Below are 18894 nucleotides of genomic sequence, written 5' to 3'. Positions count from 1 at the left end.
CTCAGTCCGCCCTTTAGAGTTGGGGCATGAGCACCGAGAACCCGCTGAACGACCCCGCTGCCGACCCGTTCGAGGTCGCGCGGGACGCCGCAGCCGCCATCGCCGAACTGTCCGGCATCGAGCGGCACGACATCGCCCTGACCCTCGGGTCGGGCTGGGGCAAGGCCGCCGACATCATCGGTGAGACCGTGTCCGAGATCCCGGCCGAGCAGGTCCCCGGGTTCAGCGCCTCGGCCGTCCCCGGACATTCCGGCACGATCCGGTCGATCCGCCTCGCCGACGGCCGTCACGCGCTCGTCATCGGTGCCCGTACCCACTACTACGAGGGCCACGGGGTCCGTCGGGTCGTGCACAGCGTCCGCACGGCCGCGGCGACCGGTGCCTCGATCATGGTGCTGACCAACGGTGCCGGCGGCATCAAGGAGCACTGGACCCCGGGCACACCGGTGCTCATCAGCGACCACATCAACCTGACCGCGGACAGCCCACTCGAGGGCGCGACGTTCATCGACCTGACCGACCTGTACTCGGCGCGGCTGCGCTCGGTCGCGAAGTCCGTCGACCCGTCCCTCGACGAGGGCGTCTACACGCAGTTCCGCGGCCCGCACTACGAGACCCCGGCCGAGGTCCAGATGGCGAAGACCATCGGCGGGCACATCGTCGGCATGTCCACCGCGCTCGAGGCCATCGCGGCCCGTCAGGCCGGTATGGAGGTCCTCGGGTTCTCGCTCATCACGAACCTCGCCGCGGGCATCCAGAAGACCCCGTTGTCGCACACCGAGGTGCTCGAGGCCGGCAAGCAGGCCGAGCCGGTGATCGCCGGCCTGCTCGCACGCGTGGTCGCCGCACTCGGGCAGCCGGCGTCGTGAAGTTCGACCTCGACCAGGTGCTCGGCACCGCGCGGGCGTGGCTGGCGCAGGACCCCGACCCGGAGACCCGTGACGAGCTGGCCGCGGCGATCGACGCGGCGGCCGAGGGTGACGGTCCCGCTGTCCGGGCGCTCGCCGAGCGGTTCGACGGCCGGCTGCAGTTCGGCACCGCCGGACTCCGCGCGGAGCTCGGCTGGGGCCCGCTGCGCATGAACCGGGTCGTCGTGACCCAGGCCGCTGCGGGGCTCGCACGGTTCCTCATCGACACCGGGCGCTCGCGCAGCGTCGTGATCGGGTACGACGGCCGGGTGAACTCGGACGTCTTCGCACGTGATTCCGCCGAGGTCATGCGCGGCCTCGGGCTCGAGGTCACCCTGCTGCCCTCGGCCCTGCCGACGCCGGTGCTCGCGTTCGCCGTCCGGCACCTCGACGTCGGCGCCGGCGTCATGGTCACCGCGAGCCACAACCCGCCGCGGGACAACGGGTACAAGGTCTACCTCGGTCAGCACGACGACGGCTCGCAGATCGTGCCGCCCGTCGACGGCGAGATCGCGGACGCCATCGACGCCGTCGCCGCAGGGTCCGTCACGGACCTGCCGCGCGGCACGGACTACACCGTTGCGACGTCGGCCCTCGTCGACGCCTACGTGGCCGCCACGGCCGCGATCGTGCCCGCTCCGGCACTCGGGGTCGAGGAGCAGCCGAAGGTCGTCTACACGGCCATGCACGGCGTCGGGTGGGAGACCGCTCGCGCGGTGTTCGCCGCGGCCGGGTTCGCCGAGCCGGCGGTCGTGCCGGAGCAGATCGATCCGGACGGTGCATTCCCGACGGTCTCGTTCCCGAACCCGGAAGAGCCCGGCGCGATGGACCTGGCGATCGCCCGTGGTCTCGCCGTCGGCGCCGACCTGGTGATCGCGAACGACCCCGACGCCGACCGGCTCGCGCTCGCGATCCCGACGGCCACGGAGGACGGTGCGCCGTCGTACCGTCGGCTGTCGGGCAACGAGGTCGGCTGGTTGCTCGGATGGCGGGCCGCTGCACGGGCGTCCGAGTCCGGCACGACCGGCACCCTCGCCGCGTCGATCGTCTCGTCGCCGGCGTTGGCCCGGGTGGCTGCGCGCCACGGGCTGGAGTACCGCGACACCCTGACCGGCTTCAAGTGGGTCTCGCGGGTGCCCGACCTGCTGTTCGGGTACGAAGAGGCGCTCGGTTACCTGGTCGACCCATCGGTCGTCCGCGACAAGGACGGCATCTCGGCTGCGCTCGAACTGCTGTCCCTCGCCGACGAGCTCGCCGCGTCCGGCTCGACCATCGCCGACCACCTCGAGGCCTTCGCCGCCGAGTTCGGGGCGTTCGCCTCGGGGCAGGTCGCGACCCGCGTCGACGACTTGTCGCGCATCGGCGAGATCATGGCGTCGCTCCGGTCCACGCCACCGACGACGCTCGGCGGGCTCGACGTGCACACGGTGACGGACTACGCCGACGGGGTGGCGGGCTTCCCGCCCTCGGACATCCTGCGCTACGACCTGTCCGGCGACGCCCGGGTGATCGTCCGCCCGAGCGGGACCGAGCCCAAGGTGAAGGTGTACATCGACACCGTCGCGGACACCCCCGCCGAGGCCCAGCGCCTGGTCGACACCCTCGCCGACGCGGTGCGCCCCTTGGTGTCGTAGGGCGCGGTCCGCTCCGCTCGTTCGTGTTGCGCCCCGTTGCAGGCATCGCGCCCCGACTCTTCGGGGCGCGATGCCCGCAACGGGGTGCGCTGCTCCGTGGCCTGTCCACAGATCGCGCAAACCCCGCTCGCGATGGACCGTGCGTCACGATCATCGGAGCATGGAACACGAACCCATCTCGACCGTCGGCCTCGCGCAGGACCCCGGCCGCGCCTCGGCGATCCGTCGTGCACCGGAAGTCGGCGCCCTCGTCCGGGTGCACCGTGGCACGTACGTCGGGTCAGGTGAGTGGGCGTCGATGACGGGACGCGAACGACATCGCATGCTCGTCCGGAGTGTGCTCGCGGGCGGGAGGGGCTCCGTCGTGGTGTCACACCGGTCAGCGGTCGCGATGCTCGGACTTCCGTGGATAGGGGCGTTTGGCGAGCGTGTCACGGTGACCGACCCGTCGCGGGACCGGGGCCAGGTCAAACAGAGCATCCAGCGCATCGGCAGCGCCGGCAGGCGACCGTCCTCCGTCGAGGTCGACCGTGTGCCCGTCACGACGTTGACCGAGACCGCGGTCGACGTCGCCCTTCGCGAACACCCGTGGCGTGCCATCGTCGTGCTCGACGCGGTCCTGCGGCGCGGCGTCGAGCGGACGACGATCCTCGAAGTGCTCGGGAGTCGCCGTGCTCGCGGGCATCGACGCGCGCGAGAACTGATCGAGCACGCGGATCCGCTCGCCGAGTCACCGGGGGAGAGCATCACACGGTGGGGTGCGCACGTGCTCGGCGCTCCGGACCCGGTACTGCAGCAGGAGTTCCGGCACGACGGCCTGCTCCGCGACCGGGTGGACCTGTGGTTCGCGGAACCCGGGGTGATAGTCGAGTTCGACGGCCGGGTGAAGTACGACGACCCGCGACGAGGGCGGACAGCGGCGGACGCCCTGGTCGACGAGAAGCGCCGGGAGGACCGTCTCCGTCGCCGTCGTGAGGTCAACGGCTTCGCACGGGTGATGTGGGCGGACGCGATGCCCGCGGGGCAGCTCCCGCGGATCCTGCACGATGCCGGGGTGCCGCTCGGTCCGGACTGGGGTACGGCTTGGCGTCATGCTGCGATCCGCGCCCTCTGACGGTCATCGCGCCCCGAAGAGTCGGGGCGCGATGACCACAGCGGGGCGCCAACCGAGCTGCGAGACGGAACCCCGCGCTACGCGAGCTCGAGCAGCACGTGACCGGACGAGACCGTCTGGCCGACCGGGGCGTTCAGCCCGGTGACGACGCCGTCCTTGTGGGCCTGCACGGGCTGCTCCATCTTCATGGCCTCGAGCACGACGAGCAGGTCGCCCTTCACCACGGTGTCACCCTCGGCGACCGCGAGCTTCACCACGGTGGCCTGCATCGGCGACGCGACGGACGACCCGGACTTCGCCAGGCCCCCGCGGACGGCCGACGAGCGGCGCTTCGGGGGAGCGGTGGGGCCGGCCGGACGACGACCGGCGACGCCGCCGGCAGCACCGCCACCGACGATCGACGGCATGGTGACCTCGATGCGCTTGCCCTGCACCTCGACCACGACGCTGTCGCGCGCAGCCGGGGCCGGCAGTTCCTCGGGGGAGCCGCTCCACGCCGGGATGTCGTTGACGAAGTCGGTCTCGATCCACTGCGTGTAGATGCTGAACGGCTCGTCGTCGGCCGTCGCGAACGCCGGGTCGGACACCACGGCGCGGTGGAAGGGGAGCACGGTCGGCAGGCCGGTGACCTCGAACTCGGCGAGTGCACGACGCGAACGCTCCAGCGCCTCGGCACGGGTGGCGCCGGTGACGATCAGCTTCGCGAGCATCGAGTCGAACGAGCCGGACACGACGTCACCGGAGACGACGCCCGAGTCGACGCGCACGCCGGGGCCGGACGGTGCGTTGAACGCGTGCACGGGGCCGGGCGCGGGGAAGAAGTTGCGACCCGGGTCCTCGCCGTTGATGCGGAACTCGAACGAGTGTCCCCGCGGCGTGGGGTCCGAGTAGTCGAGCACGCCACCCTCGGCGATGCGGAACTGCTCGCGCACCAGGTCGATGCCGGTGACCTCTTCGGACACGCAGTGCTCGACCTGCAGGCGGGTGTTCACCTCGAGGAACGACACGGTGCCGTCGGCGCCGATGAGGAACTCGCAGGTGCCGGCGCCGACGTAGCCGACCTCGCGCAGGATCGCCTTGGACGACTCGTACAGTGCGGTCTGCTGCTCGGACGTCAGGTAGGGCGCCGGGGCTTCCTCGACGAGCTTCTGGTGGCGTCGCTGCAGCGAGCAGTCGCGGGTGGAGACCACGACGACGTTGCCGTGCTCGTCCGCCAGGCACTGGGTCTCGACGTGGCGCGGCTTGTCCAGGTACTTCTCGACGAAGCACTCGCCCCGACCGAACGCGGCGATCGCCTCACGCGTGGCGGACTCGAAGAGCTCCTCGACCGAGGCACGGTCGCGGACGACCTTCAGACCACGACCGCCACCGCCGAACGCCGCCTTGATCGCGACGGGCAGACCGACCTGGTCGACGAAGTCGAAGACCTCCGAGACGTCCTGCACGGGCTCGATGGTGCCGGGGGCGAGCGGTGCGCCGACCTTCTCGGCGACGTGGCGCGCGGAGACCTTGTCGCCGAGGCGCTCGATCGACTCCGGCGACGGGCCGATCCAGACGAGCCCGGCATCGATGACGGCGCGGGCGAAGTCGGCGTTCTCGGCGAGGAACCCGTAGCCCGGGTGCACGGCGTCCGCACCGGAACGGCGGGCGACCGAGATGATCTTGTCGATGACGAGGTACGTGTCGGCGCTCGTGGTGCCGTTCAGCGCGTAGGCCTCGTCGGCGAGGCGGGCGTGCAGGGCATCGCGGTCCTGGTCGGCGTACACCGCGACCGATGCCTTGCCCGCGTCGCGGGCCGCGCGGATGATGCGGACGGCGATCTCGCCGCGGTTCGCGATGAGGACCTTGCTGATACGGGGCATGACACAGCAGCGTATTCGTGCGGCGGGAGTGCGTTTTGACTGGCACCCACAAAGAACCACCCGGAACAGGTGTGGATGTCTACAGTGCGCCGCGTCTAATGAGCCCAGAGATCGTGCCAGGCGATGCCGAAGCCCCGGAGGAGCATCGACCGCAGCACCGGCAGCGACATCCCGATCACGGCGGATGGTGCTCCGTCGATCCGCGTGATGTACGCCGCGGCCCGACCGTCGATGGTGAACGCACCCGCCACCTTGAGCGGCTCGCCCGTCGCGACGTACGCGTCGATCTCGTCGACGGACACGTCGTCGGCGAAGGTCAGCACCGCGCTGTCGACCGCGACCACGCGGTCGCCGGCGGCGGCCAGCGCCGACCCGCCGGGCGCCACGGCACCCAGCTGCGGGACACCGGCGGTGGACGTGACCAGGGACCGGACGGGAGGCATGGTGCGGGCCGGTACCGCGCCTCCAGGCCGCCCCGTGGCCGGTTCCGGGTCCCGGTGCCGGTCGTCGCGTCGTCGATCGATCACGCAGTGCCCGCTCCACAGGGTCCCGCCGCCGGCGGCGAGCATCTGCCGCCAGCGCTCCCGGGCGACCGCCGGGTCGTGCGGCTTGCCGTACAGCTGTCCGTCGACCTCGAACGCGGAGTCGCCGCCGAACACCACGCCGTCGACCGGTGACCCGGCGACCGCGGAGTCGGCGACCGCGGACGCCTTCGCGACGGCGAGGAGCGAGACGAGCTCCGGACCGGTCAGCTCACGGCCGAGCGATGCCGCTGCTGCGGCGCCGACGGCGTCCTCGTCGACCCCGGGGGACACGAGCACGGGTTCGACCCCGGACTGGGCGAGGAGTGCTCGGCGGGCGGGGGATGTACTCGCGAGGTACAGACGCATGGGACCATCTCACCATGGGTGAATCCGTCGGCACGCTGCTCGAACTCGACGTCACCGGGATCGCCCACGGCGGCATCTCGGTGGCACGGCACGAAGGACGGGTGGTCTTCGTCTCGGACGCGATCCCCGGGGAGCGCGTCGTCGCCCGGGTGACCGAGGACCGCAAGAAGTCGTTCTGGCGCGCCGACACGGTCAGCGTCATCACGCCGAGCGAGCACCGCGTCGACCACGTCTGGCCCGAGGCCGCGCTCGAGCGTGACCCCGAGACGCGCCCGGGTGGCGCCGAGTTCGGGCACATCGCCCTCGCGCACCAGCGCACGCTCAAGCACGACGTCCTCGTCGACTCGTTCGCGCGGTTCGCGCGGATGGACCTCGCCGAGGTGCTCGGCCACGACGTCGTCGTCGAGGCCGCGCCCGGCGACGACGCGGCGAACGGCCTCGGCTGGCGCACCCGCGTCCGGCTGCACGTCGACGAGCAGGGCACCGCCGGCCCGTTCGCGGCCCGCTCCCACTCCGTCATCCCGGTGACCGGCCTGCCGCTCGCGACCGCCGTCGTGCAGCAGAGCGCCCCGCTCGGCCGTGGTGCGCTGCCGGGCTCGTCGGTGATCGACGTCCTCGCACCGAGCGGCTCCGAGGGCGCGCGGCTCGTCATCGACGACCAGAAGCCCACCGTGGTGACCGAGGTCGTGGGGGAGCGCACGTTCCAGGTCGACGACAACGGGTTCTGGCAGGTGCACCGCGCTGCGGCGACCGTGCTCACCGAGGCCGTGCAGGACCTGGTCGACCGCGATCGCCTCGACCCCGAGGGCACCCACCTGGACCTGTACGGCGGTGTCGGCCTGCTCGCCGCCGCCCTCGGTGACCTGGTCGGCCCGAAGGCGCGCATCACGAGCGTCGAGAGCGCCGCCCGTGCCACCGAGCACGCGCAGGAGAACCTGTCCGAGTGGCTCGGCGCCCGCGCCGAGACCGGCCGCGTCGACCGCTGGCTGACGAACACCGTGGCGAACGCCTCGCGCGCCGAGAAGGACCGCTTCCGCGCCGGCACGATCGTGCTCGACCCGCCCCGCGCCGGTGCTGGTCGTGACGTGGTCGTGCAGATCGCCGCGCTCCAGCCGGAGCAGATCGTCTACGTGGCGTGCGACCCGGTGGCGCTGGCCCGCGACGTCGCGACGTTCGCCGACCTCGGCTACCGGCTCGAAGCACTGCGGGCCTTCGACCTGTTCCCGCACACCCACCACCTGGAAGCCGTCGCACGCCTGGTCCCCGCGCGCTGAGGTCCGGGGGTCGCTCGACCGCGGGTCCTTGCGTGTCGGGGTGTCCACCAATCGGCGGACCGGCCAGCGTGGCGCAGCGGAGAAGCCCCGCACCTGAGTCCGGGCTGGGTATCCTGGGTCGTTGATGGCACTCCGGTTTCAGGGGCCGGCGTCGCGCATCGGAACGAGAGGCCACTGTGGCAGCAGGAACGACAACCACCAGCACCGAGACGTCAGGGGCGGCCACCAGGCCGGTCCGGGTCGCGATCGTCGACGACCACGAGTCCGTCCGACTCGGGATCCAGGCGGCGTGCCAGAACGAGGGGTTCGAGGTGGTGCTCACCGCCGCCAGCGTCCCCGAGTACGTCGAGAACCTCGACGGGCGAGAGGTCGACGTCGTCGTCCTCGACCTGTCCCTCGGTGACGGTTCGACCGTGACCGAGAACGTCAAGGGCGTGCAGGGGACGGGATCGGCGGTGCTCGTGCACTCCATCGCGGACCGTGTCGCCAACGTGCGTGAGGCGCTCGCAGCAGGGGCTGCCGGCGTCATCCCGAAGTCCTCGGCCACCAAGACGGTGATGGCCGCGGTCGCCACCGTCGCACGCGGTGACGTGCTCAACAACCTCGAGTGGGCGAGCGCCATCGACGCCGACCGTGACTTCGCGAAGGCGCAGCTCGGCCGCCGCGAGCGCGAGATCCTGCACCTCTACGCCTCGGGACTCCCGCTCAAGCTCGCCGCCCAGCAGCTCGGCATCGGCTACTCGACGGCCCGTGAGTACCTCGACCGGATCCGTGTGAAGTACGTCGAGGTCGGTCGCCCGGCCCCGACGAAGGTCGACCTGCTGCGTCGAGCCGTCGAGGACGGGATCCTCCCCGGGCTCGACTCGGGCATCGACCCCGACGGCGACGGTCGCTGACACGGATGGCGACCGCGGCTGAGTCGGCGCGGACGGTCGTCGAACCGGCGCCGTTCGGCGCCGATCCGGCGCGCAGCGTCCGCGCCTCGATCACGCAGGCGTCGGTCGAGCGCGCGTTCGCGATCCTCCTCGCGATGGCGGCGATCGGCCTCGGCATCGTCGACGCGCCCGCGGTCCTGCAGCAGCTGCCGTACCTCGACCCGTTCTGGGGTCCGACGCTGATGCTCGCCCTCGCGGCGTCGTTCGTGTTCATCGGGGTCTCGGCCTTCGTGCAGCGGGTCGCCCAGCTGGCGCAGATCGTCTGCGCGCTGCTGTTCCTCGTTGTGCTCGTGACGTGGACGGCCACCGTGCAGGAGCCCATCCCGTCGGCGCAGCAGCCGTGGCCGTGGTGGTTCTGCACGGTCGGCTGCACGGCGGCGGCGATGGGCTTCGCCACGTGGCGTGCGACGGTCTACACGGCGCTCGTGCCGGCGGTCTACGTCGTCATCCGGCTCAGCCCGCTCGGCGGCGACGTCGGGGTCCTCGCGGTCCTGCTCGACGGCGTGTACACGGCGCTGCTCAGCGGTGCGGTGCTCGTCATCGCGGTGGTGCTGCGGCGTGCGGCCACGTCGGTCGACACGGCGCAGTCCACGGCGGTGCGGCGGTACTCGCTCGCCATCCGGGAACACGCGACCGAGGTCGAGCGGGTGCAGGTGGACGCCATCGTGCACGACAGCGTGCTCACGACGCTGCTCTCCGCCGCCCGTGCCGACACGCTCGAGGCCAAGACCCTCGCCGCGCGGATGGCCCGGAACGCGATCGACCACCTCGAGGCCGCCGCCACCGACGGTCCCGGTGACGTCGCGCCGGTCGCCCTCGGGGAACTCCGGGCACGCATCCGCGAGGGGGTCGGTGCGTTGCCCGCTCCGGTCCGCCTCGTCCCGACGCCGACCGGGTCGGTCCGCCTGCCCGCGTCGGTCGCCGACGCGCTGGCCTCGGCGGCGCTGCAGGCCGCGGTGAACAGCGTGCAGCACGCCGGCGACGCTGACGTCTCCCGCTGGGTCCGCATCGAGCAGCAGGGCCAAGGGGTGCTCGTCGAGGTCGGTGACGAGGGCCGCGGGTTCGACGTCGCGGCCATCCCCGCCGAACGGCTCGGTGTCCGCCGCTCCATCGTGGAGCGGGTCGCGACCGTCGACGGTCGCGCCGAGGTGCACACCGCCCCCGGCGAGGGCACCCGCATCGTGCTGACGTGGTCGCCGGCCGCGAGGACGACCGCATGAAGGTCTCCCTGCCGGCGAGCATCGCCCTCGGCCTGGCGTCGCTGTTCTCCCTCTACCACCTGGTCCTCGCCGCGGCCACGTTGCCGCGCGTCGACCAGGTCGCCCCGATCATCGCCTGCATGGTCCTGTACGCCGCGGCCACCGGCCTCGCACTGTTCGTCCCCGGCAGGGTCCTGCCGGTCTGGACGGCCTGCTTCTCCCTCGCCACCGCGATCGTGATGCCGGTGATCGCCGCCCCCGTCCTCGTCGATGGTCGTGGTCCGGGCTCCGCCACCTGGTGGATCGCGGCCATCGGCACGCTCATGGTGGTGCTCGTCGTGCGCGGTCGGGGCCCCTTCGCGTGGGCCGGAGTCCTGTTCCTGACCGTGTACACCGTCGCCTGGGCCGGTCTCGGCTCGCTCGGTGGGCTCGGCGTGGTCGGCAGCGTCGCCTGGGTCGCGATCGCCACGGTCTTCGCCGCCGCGATGAGCCGCGCCATCCGGAACACCCGGGAACTCGTCCTCGCCGAGCAGGAGACCGCCGACTGGCAGGCCGCGCAGGACGCCCACGTGTTCGAGCGGCAGTTCCGCCTGAGTCAGACCACCCGGATGGCCCTGCCGATGCTGCAGCGCATCATCGACTCCTGCGGCGACCTCGACGACGCCGACCGCGCCGAGTGCCTGCACCTCGAGCAGGCCATCCGCGACGAGATCCGGGGCCGGTCCCTGTTGTCCGACGACGTCCGCGACGAGGTGATGCGCCTGCGTCGCCGCGGCGCGACCGTCCAGCTGCACGACGACGGCGGGCTCGACGACCTGGACGCCCCGGACATCCGGCGCATCCACGCCCGTGTCGCCGAGGCGCTCCGGCAGGCCCGCGATGCCGACAACGTCATCGTCCGGACGGTCGGCGAGGGCTCCGACTCCGCGGTGACCGTCGTCGGACTCCGCCTCGACGGCGCGGCCAGTGAGTCCGCGGCGCTCGGAGCGGGGATGGACGACGACGACGGGGACGAGGACGACTCCGTCGCGCTCTGGCTGGAGATCCCGCGGCACGAGCCGGCGTAGCGCGCGCTGAGCACGGCACGCCAGCGGGACGCGCGCGCGTGTCGCGACGATGCACCACGTGATCGACGCGTGGATCGTCGCGAACGTGGTGCGGACGGCGCAGCGGACGCGCGTGGAGCGCCGGGCGTGCGGGCGGCGGTGGACGCGATGGGGGACACCCGGGAGGCCCGTGGCGGCCCCGCCACGGGCCTCCCGGCCGTCACGTGGGTGCGCCGGGCTGGCGCGCGCACGGAAGCGACCATGTCGTTGTCGTACGACGTCGACGGTGTCGTTCCGCATCGCCCCCGCCAACCGCACCGACGCCCGCCCGCACCCGCGACAGACCCCCGGAAACGGGGAACGGGCCGGTCGGATACCGACCGGCCCGTTCACGACCCGAGGCTGAGCGACAACCCGAATGTCGCCCTGCCTCGCAGCGGGCGGTGGCTTCGTACCCTAGTCGGCCACCGTCCTGCGATGTCTTTCGTTGAAGGACACCGAACACCAACTACTATGCCGACGCACGAGCCGCATGTCAGTCGTCATTATGGGGGACAATTCCGGCATTTCCGGTCCGTATCCGCTGAACGTGTCCCCCGAGTGAGGGGATACCGACCGGGAAGTGCGCCCTGCAACCGTTCGGGTCGCCAGCGCACCAGGGGTACATCAGCGGAGCGATCGGCCCCAGGCGCCCGGTCCGTGATCGAGCGGGCGGCGGAGCCCGCGGGCCGCGGCGTCCCACCCGGTGCGGGGCTCGACGACCACGGCGGCGCGTCCGGCGGCAGCGGCTTCGTCGGCCTGGCGCTGCAGGACGGCCACGACGGCGGCGAGTTCCTCGGGGGTGGGGTCGCCCGAGACCACCCGGACGTCCGCCACCGAGGCGGGCTCGTCCGAGGGCACGGCGGCTGCGTGGCGACCCATCAGGCCGCGGGATTGTGATGATCCCGTGCGCGGCGATTCGACCGGTTCCATCAGAGGGGGATGTTCCCGTGCTTCTTCGGGGGCAGCGTGGCGCGCTTGCCCCGCAACGACCGGAGGGCCTTGATGACCGACACGCGCGTCGCGTGCGGCTGGATGATGCCGTCGAGCTCACCGCGCTCGGCCGCCAGGTACGGCGACGCGACGTTGTACGTGTACTCGTTCGCGAGCTTCGTGCGGACCGCGGCGACGTCCTCGCCGGACTCCTCGGCGCGCTTGATCTCGGCGCGGTACAGGATGTTCACGGCGCCCTGGCCGCCCATGACGGCGATCTCGGCGGTCGGCCACGCCAGGTTGATGTCGGCGCCGAGCTGCTTCGAGCCCATCACGATGTACGCGCCGCCGTAGGCCTTGCGGGTGATGACGGTGACGAGCGGGACGGTGGCCTCGGCGTAGGCGTACAGCAGCTTCGCGCCGCGGCGGATGACGCCGGTCCACTCCTGGTCGGTGCCGGGCAGGTAGCCGGGCACGTCCACCAGGGTCAGGATCGGGATGCCGAACGCGTCGCAGAACCGCACGAAGCGGGCGGCCTTCTCGCCGGCGTCGATGTTCAGCGTGCCGGCCATCGCCTGCGGCTGGTTCGCGATGATGCCGACCGTGCGGCCCTCGACCCGGCCGAAGCCGATCAAGATGTTCGGCGCGAAGAGCGGCTGGACCTCGAGGAACTCACCGTCGTCGACGATGTGCTCGATGATCGTGGTGACGTCGTACGGCTGGTTCGTCGAGTCCGGGATCACGAGGTCGAGCTCGTGGTCGGCGTCGGTGGTCTCGAGCTCCGGGGCGACGTCGTAGGCCGGCGGGTCGGACAGGTTGTTGTCCGGCAGGAACCCGATGAGCGAGCGCGCGTAGTCGAGCGCGTCGGTCTCGTCCTCGGCCAGGTAGTGGGCCACGCCGGAGACCGCGTTGTGCGTCTGGGCGCCGCCGAGCTCCTCGAAGCCGACGTCCTCGCCCGTGACGGTCTTGATGACGTCGGGGCCGGTGACGAACATGTGGCTGGTCTTGTCGACCATGATGACGAAGTCGGTCAGGGCGGGGGAGTACACCGCACCGCCGGCCGCCGGGCCCATCACGATCGACAGCTGCGGGATCACGCCCGAGGCCTGGGTGTTCAGGCGGAAGATCTCGCCGTACTTGCCGAGCGCGACGACGCCTTCCTGGATGCGGGCGCCGCCGGAGTCGAGGATGCCGATGATCGGCACGCCCGTCTTGAGCGCGTGCTGCATGACCTTGATGATCTTCTCGCCGGCGACCTCGCCGAGCGACCCGCCGAAGACCGTGAAGTCCTGCGCGTAGACGGCGACGTTGCGGCCGTGGATCGTGCCGACGCCGGTGACGACCGCGTCACCGTAGGGGCGCTTGGCGTCCATGCCGAACGACGTGGTGCGGTGCCGCACGAACTCGTCGAACTCCACGAAGGAGTTCTCGTCGAGCAGCTGCTCGATGCGTTCGCGCGCGGTGCCCTTGCCCTTCGCGTGCTGCTTGGCGATGGCGGATTCGCCCGCGGCGGTCACGGCCTCGTGGTACCGGTCGCGGAGGTCGGCCAGTCGGCCGGCCGTCGTCGACAGATCGGGGGTGTCTCCTGAAGTCACCCGCTCACCCTACCGGCGGGTGCCACGCTGCCGGTTGGAGGACCCCCACGGTTCCTGCCCGTACATTTGCGTGCATGTCCACATCCCCGTCGCCGTCGTTCCCCGCCACCAGCGAGGCTGTCCGGTCGGCGGGCGCGACGATCACCACTCCCGCCGAGACCGGGTCCACCAACGCGGACCTGCTCGCCGCCGCCCCCGGGCAGCAGCACGGCAGCGTCGTCGCGACCCTGCACCAGACCGCGGGCCGGGGTCGGCTGGACCGCACCTGGACCGCTCCGGCCGGTGAGACGCTGGCCGCCAGCGTGCTCGTCCGTGCGGACCTGGACGACCACGACCGCGGCTGGTTGCCGCTGGTCGCCGGGGCGGCGATGCGCGACGCGATCGCGTCGGTGCTCCCCGCCGGCGCGGACGTCGTCGTGAAGTGGCCGAACGACGTGCAGGTCGCCGGGGACAAGGTGTGCGGGATCCTCTGCCAGGTCGCCGCCGACGGCAGCGTCGTGGTCGGGGCCGGCGTGAACCTGACGATCCCGGCTGATCGGCTGCCCACCCCGACGTCCACCTCGCTCCTGCTCGCCGGCGCGGTCGACGACGCACCCGCCCTGGCCGACGCGGTCCTGTCCGCCTTCCTGCGGTCCGTCCTGGAGGCGGTGGCCGGCCTGGTCACCGGGGGTCCCGCCGCCGAGACGGTCCGGTCCCACGTCCGCGCCGCATGCGGCACCATCGGTCGCCGCATCCGCCTCGAGCTGCCGGACGGCACCGTCGAGGAGGCCGACGCGATCGGCATCGACGACGCCGGTCGCATCACGATCCGGGACCAGGCGGGCGGCACCAGGGGCGTCGCGGTGGGGGACGTCACCCACCTGCGGTATGCATGACGGCATGACCGCCGAGCCCCCGCCCGAACGTGTCGTCGCACGCCTGCGACCACACGCCCGTCGGCTGGTGCGCCCGGCGGTGTTCGTCGTGCTCGTCACCGCGGCCGGCGGGTTCGGCTTCGGCGTGTTCCAGGCGCAGCTGGCGTGGCTGAACGCCGTCGTCGCGCTCGTCGTCGTGGTGCTCGTCGTGTTCGGCGGCGCCGTCCCGCTGTTCCGCTGGATGTCGGAGCGGTACGTCGTCACCACGCGTCGCCTGGTCGTGGTCAACGGACTCGGCACGCGGACCCGGCGGGAACTCCTGCACTCCCGCGGCTACGACGTGACCGTACGGCGCCGCGGGCTGCAGGGGCTGTTCCGCTCCGGTGACGTGCTCGTGTTCCCCGGCGACGACCCCGCGGTGGTCCTCGCCGACGTGCCGCACGCCGACCTCGTCGTCGCCGTGCTGCACGACCTGGTGGAGGCCTACGAGGCCAGGCGTCGGCACCGTGAGCCGGACTGGGACGAGATCGTCGGCGGTCCGGACCGTCCGCCGTGGGGCGACGTGCGGGCCTGATCCGGCCGCTGTGACCGTCGCCGCGGGCGCCGCTGCGGGTGCCGTGATGAGAGTTCGGCGAGAAACCGGTACCTTCTTCGACGTGCGTATCTCTGTGATCGGCTGCGGCTACCTCGGTGCCGTGCACGCCGCCTCCATGGCCAAACTCGGACACGAGGTCGTCGCCGTGGACGTCGACCCCACCAAGATCGAGCGGCTCGCCGCGGGCGAGGCCCCCTTCTTCGAGCCCGGCCTGCCCGAGATCCTGACCGAGGCCCTCGAGTCCGGTCGGATCCGCTTCACCACCGACATGGCCGAGGTCGCCGGTGCCCGCGTGCACTTCCTCGCCGTCGGGACCCCGCAGGGTCCGACCGGTGCCGCGGACCTGACCTACGTGAACGCCGCCGTCGCCGCGCTCACGCCGCACCTGTCCGCCGGCGAGTTCGTCGTCGGCAAGTCGACCGTGCCCGTCGGCACCGCCGCGCGCCTGGCCGCCGAGGTCAGCGAAGCCGTCCCCGGTGCCACGCTCGTCTGGAACCCCGAGTTCCTGCGTGAGGGCTTCGCCGTGCAGGACACCATCGCGCCGGACCGCTTCGTCTACGGCGTGCCCGACGGCGAGGCCGGCGAACAGGCCGTCGCCGCGCTCGACGAGGTCTACGCCGAGGCGCTGTCCACCGGTACGCCCCGACTCGTCGTCAACCTGCCCACCGCTGAGCTCGTGAAGATCAGCGCCAACGCGTTCCTCGCGACCAAGATCTCGTTCATCAACTCGATGGCCGAGATCGCCGAGGTCGCCGGTGCCGACGTCACGGCGCTCGCCGACGCGATCGGCCACGACGCCCGCATCGGCCGGAAGTTCCTGAACGCCGGCCTCGGCTTCGGTGGCGGCTGCCTGCCGAAGGACATCCGCGCGTTCCAGGCACGGGCGAACGAGCTGGGCGTCGGGGAGTCCCTGGCGTTCCTGGCCGACGTCGACGCCACGAACCTGCGCCGTCGCGCCCACGTCGTCGAGCTGGCGCAGGAGCTGCTCGGCGGGGTCGTCAGCGGCAAGCGCGTCGCGGTGCTCGGCCTGGCGTTCAAGCCGAACTCCGACGACGTGCGCGACTCGCCGGCCCTCGACATCGCAGCCCGCCTGCAGGAACTCGGCGCCGTGGTCTCGGCGTACGACCCCGAGGCCGTCGTCACCGCGCGCCGCGTCCACCCCGAGCTCGACTACGTCGAGAGCGCGGCCGAGGCGCTGGGCGGGGCGGAGCTGGTGCTCGTGCTGACCGAGTGGACCGAGTTCCGCGAGCTCGACGCGACCGCCGCAGCCGCGCTCGTGGCGTCGCCGGTCGTCATCGACGGCCGCAACTGCCTCGACCGTGACGCGTGGACCGCCGCCGGTTTCACGTACCGCGGCATGGGACGCTGACTTCTCCTGGCGTGCAGCAGCGCAGCCGACGCCTGGACCGCGCCCGCACCCTGCTGACCGCGGGTTTCCGCGGCCGGGACTGGGCGACACCGGTCGTCCTCGCCGCCACGCTGCTCGTCCTGACCGCCTCGGTGGCACGGACGTTCTCGTCGATGCCGCTCGCGAGCGTCGATGAGTCCGCCCACGTGGACTACGTGTTGCGGGTGTGGCACGGGCAGCTCCCGGTGCTCCTGGACGGCATCCGCTTCCGGCCGGGCTTCGGCGGGACGCCGCCGGTGCAGTGGGTCGCGCAGCACCCGCCGCTGTACTACGTCCTGCTCGCCCCGGTGATCGGCCCGCTCGTGGACGCCGGGCACCCCGTGCAGGCGGTCGTGTTCGGCCGGCTGTGCAACGCCGTGTTCGCCGCCGCGGTCGTGCCGAGCGCGGCGTGGGCGGCCTCGCGATGCTTCCCGGGCGTCGTGCGGCTGCCCGCGACCGTCGCCGTCGTCACCGCGTCGACCAGCGTCCTCGTGGTGCAGGGCGGCGTCGTCTACAACGACTCGCTGGCGGCGCTGACCTGCGCGTTGGCCTGCGGGGTCGCCGGTGCGGCACTCCGGTCCGGTGTCGGCCCGGGACTCGCGGTCGGGGGAGCACTGGTCGCCGCCGCCGGCACGGCGACGCGGCTGACCTTCGCGCTCTGGCTCGTGGCGATGGTCGTGGCGTTCGCGCTGTCCCGGACGGTGCGGCTCGGTCGCCTGCACGGGATCGGTGCCCGTGTGCTGGTCGCCGCGGTGCCCCTCGTCGCCGCAGCTGCTGCGTCCGGGTGGTTCTGGCTGCGCAACCAGGCGTTGACCGGGTCGTTCAGCGGGCGGCCGACCGCGTGGCCCGGGTACACGCCCCGGCCGCACTACTCCGAGGCCGAGGTCGTCTCGATGCTGGGGTTCTGGCGCCAGCTCTTCGCGCTCTTCCGCGGGGCGCTCCCGATCGCGTCGCCGCTGCCGTGGGTGCTCCTGCTCCTGCCGGTGCTGCTGTTCGTCACAGCCCTCGTCACGCGTCGCCTGCGACCCTGGGCCCCGGCGGACGACGACCGGTGGCCGCGCCGGCTCGTCGTCGCGATGCTGGTCGTCGTCACCGTGCTGTTCGTCGTCGTCGAGATCCGCTACGCCGCCGGCGGTGGGGCGCCGCTGAACCGCTACACGCTCACCGTCCTGGTGCCGATCGCACTCGCGATGTCGGCGGGGTTCCTCGCCTGGGGCCGGGCCGGCACGTGGATCGCGCTGGCCTGGACCGTGGCGGCCTTCGTGCCGACCTGGTCGCTCGTCGACACGGCCGGGTCCGAGCTGGTCGGACACTCCGGCGCCGTGGTCGTGCTGGCGGCCTCGGCCGCGGCGGTGTGCGCCGCGGCCGTCATGGTGCTCTACGCGATCGCCGCGCGCAGCACCGCTCGGTAACGCTCGCCGATCCGTTCGGTGGAGAACTCCGCTGCCGAGACGACGGCCTGCTCCTGGTAGCGGGTCCGTGCCGCGTCGTCGGTGAGCACACGCTGCAGTGCTGCGCGGAGTGCCGGGACGTCACCCGGGGGCACGAGCACGCCGGACACGTCGTCCTGCACGACGTCCCGGATGCCGGGCAGGTCGCTCGCGACGATCGCGGCCCCGACCGCCGCGGCCTCGAGCAGGGTGACCGGCAGTCCCTCTTGGTCGCCGTTCGCCGCGGGGATCGACGGCACCGCGACGACCGTGGCCGACGCGAGGGTCTCGAGCACCTCGGTGCGGCCCCGCTGGCCCAGGAACGTCACCGGCAGCCCGGCGGCCTGCTGCTCGAGCTGCGCCCGGTAGGGGCCGTCGCCGACCACGGTGAGTCGCCACGGCACGTCGTCACCGAGTCCTCGGAGCGCCGCAATCAGGTTGCCGAAGCCCTTCTTCTCGACGAGTCGCCCGACCGCCACCACGTGGTGTTCCTGTGCGGGGACGCGGGCGCGGGTGTCACGGGCCGGACCGAGATCGACACCCATGGGGATGACGGTGGAGCGTGACTCGGGCACCCCCCACTCGGTCAGGCGGTCGCGCATCTCGGAGTTCACGGTGGTGACGTGCGCCGAACGGCCGAACACCCAGCGCTTCAGCCGCACCAGGGGGGCGGCGCGCAGGGCGTAGATGTCCCCGCCGTGGGTCGTGACGACCACGGGCACGCCTGGGGCGGCCAGCGTCGCGACGAGGGCCTGGGGGATGGCCCAGTGGGCGTGGATGACGTCGGGCTTCGCGGAGCGGACCACGCGCCGGATCGCGAACCACTGCGCGAGCACCAGCGCGGGCACCTGCACGATGCGGGAGCGCCGCTCTTTTAGGTTGTCGAGGATCGCGCCGTCGGCCAGGTCCTCGAACGCCTTCGGGAAGTACGGGAACCGCCGGACACCGACGTCGCCGATGCGCTCGGTGGTGGCACCGCCGGGCACCCGGGGGGTGAGCACCATCGTGTCGAACTCGAGCGCCTCCTGGTGGGCGAGGTCGAGCACGAACGCCGGGACACCGTCGTCCGGGCGGGCCGGGAACGTCGAGCCCAGGACGAGCAGACGGGGACGGTCCTGGTGGGAGCGGGCGGAGCGAGTGGTGCGGGACATCGTGCCTTTCCGGGGCTGGCGGGGGACGGTCCGGTAGGCTCTCACCCC

General features: G+C 72.4%; 16 protein-coding genes. 11 read left to right on the top strand and 5 right to left on the bottom strand.

What is annotated here, in order from left to right; all coding sequences use genetic code 11:
• The first annotated feature begins 26 nt into the window (after positions 1–26).
• From DEJ03_RS02065 to DEJ03_RS02055, 3 genes are all read left to right on the top strand, one after another.
• Positions 27–869 carry a purine-nucleoside phosphorylase gene (locus DEJ03_RS02065; RefSeq protein WP_110863337.1) on the top strand — a complete coding sequence of 281 codons (843 nt, stop codon included), beginning with the start codon at positions 27–29 and terminating at the stop codon, positions 867–869.
• Complete coding sequence (locus tag DEJ03_RS02060; protein WP_110863336.1) at positions 866–2542, top strand: phospho-sugar mutase; 1677 nt, start codon at positions 866–868, stop codon at positions 2540–2542. Before DEJ03_RS02065 ends, DEJ03_RS02060 begins: the two co-directional genes overlap by 4 nt.
• Positions 2543–2702: 160 nt before the next feature.
• Positions 2703–3656, top strand: coding sequence for a hypothetical protein (locus DEJ03_RS02055; protein ID WP_110863335.1), 954 nt, complete (start codon positions 2703–2705; stop codon positions 3654–3656).
• A gap of 77 nt (positions 3657–3733) precedes the next feature.
• Here the strand turns inward: DEJ03_RS02055 and DEJ03_RS02050 are convergent, their stop codons facing one another.
• Positions 3734–5518 (bottom strand): biotin carboxylase N-terminal domain-containing protein, encoded by a 1785-nt coding sequence (locus tag DEJ03_RS02050; RefSeq protein WP_110863334.1) that lies wholly within the window; start codon positions 5516–5518, stop codon positions 3734–3736.
• A 95-nt stretch (positions 5519–5613) separates the two neighbouring features.
• On the bottom strand, positions 5614–6408 hold the full coding sequence (locus DEJ03_RS02045) for a nucleoside triphosphate pyrophosphatase (protein WP_110863333.1): 795 nt from the start codon (positions 6406–6408) through the stop codon (positions 5614–5616).
• A gap of 14 nt (positions 6409–6422) precedes the next feature.
• On the opposite strand from DEJ03_RS02045, the gene DEJ03_RS02040 reads away from it, so the two are divergent.
• From DEJ03_RS02040 to DEJ03_RS02025, 4 genes are all read left to right on the top strand, one after another.
• Positions 6423–7682 carry a class I SAM-dependent RNA methyltransferase gene (locus DEJ03_RS02040; RefSeq protein ID WP_110863332.1) on the top strand — a complete coding sequence of 420 codons (1260 nt, stop codon included), beginning with the start codon at positions 6423–6425 and terminating at the stop codon, positions 7680–7682.
• A 176-nt stretch (positions 7683–7858) separates the two neighbouring features.
• Entirely contained in the window at positions 7859–8578 is a 720-nt protein-coding gene (locus DEJ03_RS02035) for a response regulator transcription factor (RefSeq protein ID WP_110863331.1), read from the top strand.
• 5 nt (positions 8579–8583) lie between these two features.
• A complete protein-coding gene (locus DEJ03_RS02030) occupies positions 8584–9837 on the top strand; it encodes a sensor histidine kinase (protein WP_110863330.1) in 1254 nt (417 codons plus the stop codon).
• Positions 9834–10883: a hypothetical protein gene (locus tag DEJ03_RS02025; protein WP_071406459.1), complete on the top strand. Its 1050-nt coding sequence runs from the start codon at positions 9834–9836 to the stop codon at positions 10881–10883. Before DEJ03_RS02030 ends, DEJ03_RS02025 begins: the two co-directional genes overlap by 4 nt.
• Before the next feature lie 645 nt (positions 10884–11528).
• Here the strand turns inward: DEJ03_RS02025 and DEJ03_RS02020 are convergent.
• The gene (locus tag DEJ03_RS02020) at positions 11529–11783 is read right to left on the bottom strand and encodes an acyl-CoA carboxylase subunit epsilon (RefSeq protein ID WP_051596908.1); all 255 of its coding nucleotides are present in this window, start codon (positions 11781–11783) and stop codon (positions 11529–11531) included.
• Between the two features lie 50 nt (positions 11784–11833).
• Complete coding sequence (locus DEJ03_RS02015; protein ID WP_071406413.1) at positions 11834–13429, bottom strand: acyl-CoA carboxylase subunit beta; 1596 nt, start codon at positions 13427–13429, stop codon at positions 11834–11836.
• Positions 13430–13503: 74 nt separating this feature from the next.
• Between DEJ03_RS02015 and DEJ03_RS02010 the strand changes: the two genes are divergently transcribed.
• The 4 genes from DEJ03_RS02010 (at position 13504) to DEJ03_RS01995 (ending at position 17677) form a co-directional block, all read left to right on the top strand.
• Entirely contained in the window at positions 13504–14304 is an 801-nt protein-coding gene (locus DEJ03_RS02010; protein ID WP_110863329.1) for a biotin--[acetyl-CoA-carboxylase] ligase, read from the top strand.
• Positions 14305–14308: 4 nt separating this feature from the next.
• Positions 14309–14857: a PH domain-containing protein gene (locus tag DEJ03_RS02005; RefSeq protein WP_071244247.1), complete on the top strand. Its 549-nt coding sequence runs from the start codon at positions 14309–14311 to the stop codon at positions 14855–14857.
• Between the two features lie 82 nt (positions 14858–14939).
• A complete protein-coding gene (locus DEJ03_RS02000; RefSeq protein ID WP_071406414.1) occupies positions 14940–16247 on the top strand; it encodes a UDP-glucose/GDP-mannose dehydrogenase family protein in 1308 nt (435 codons plus the stop codon).
• An 11-nt stretch (positions 16248–16258) separates the two neighbouring features.
• Positions 16259–17677, top strand: coding sequence for a hypothetical protein (locus tag DEJ03_RS01995; RefSeq protein WP_110863328.1), 1419 nt, complete (start codon positions 16259–16261; stop codon positions 17675–17677).
• Here the strand turns inward: DEJ03_RS01995 and DEJ03_RS01990 are convergent.
• A complete protein-coding gene (locus tag DEJ03_RS01990) occupies positions 17644–18846 on the bottom strand; it encodes a glycosyltransferase (protein ID WP_110863327.1) in 1203 nt (400 codons plus the stop codon). The two genes, DEJ03_RS01995 and DEJ03_RS01990, sit on opposite strands and share 34 nt — an antisense overlap.
• Positions 18847–18894 lie beyond the last annotated feature (48 nt).

The organism is Curtobacterium sp. MCLR17_043, from assembly GCF_003224215.1.
In the GTDB taxonomy this organism is placed as follows: Bacteria; Actinomycetota; Actinomycetes; order Actinomycetales; family Microbacteriaceae; genus Curtobacterium; species Curtobacterium flaccumfaciens.
The sequence above is the reverse complement of the archived record's forward strand: the minus strand, read 5'-3'. Positions and strand labels throughout refer to the sequence as shown.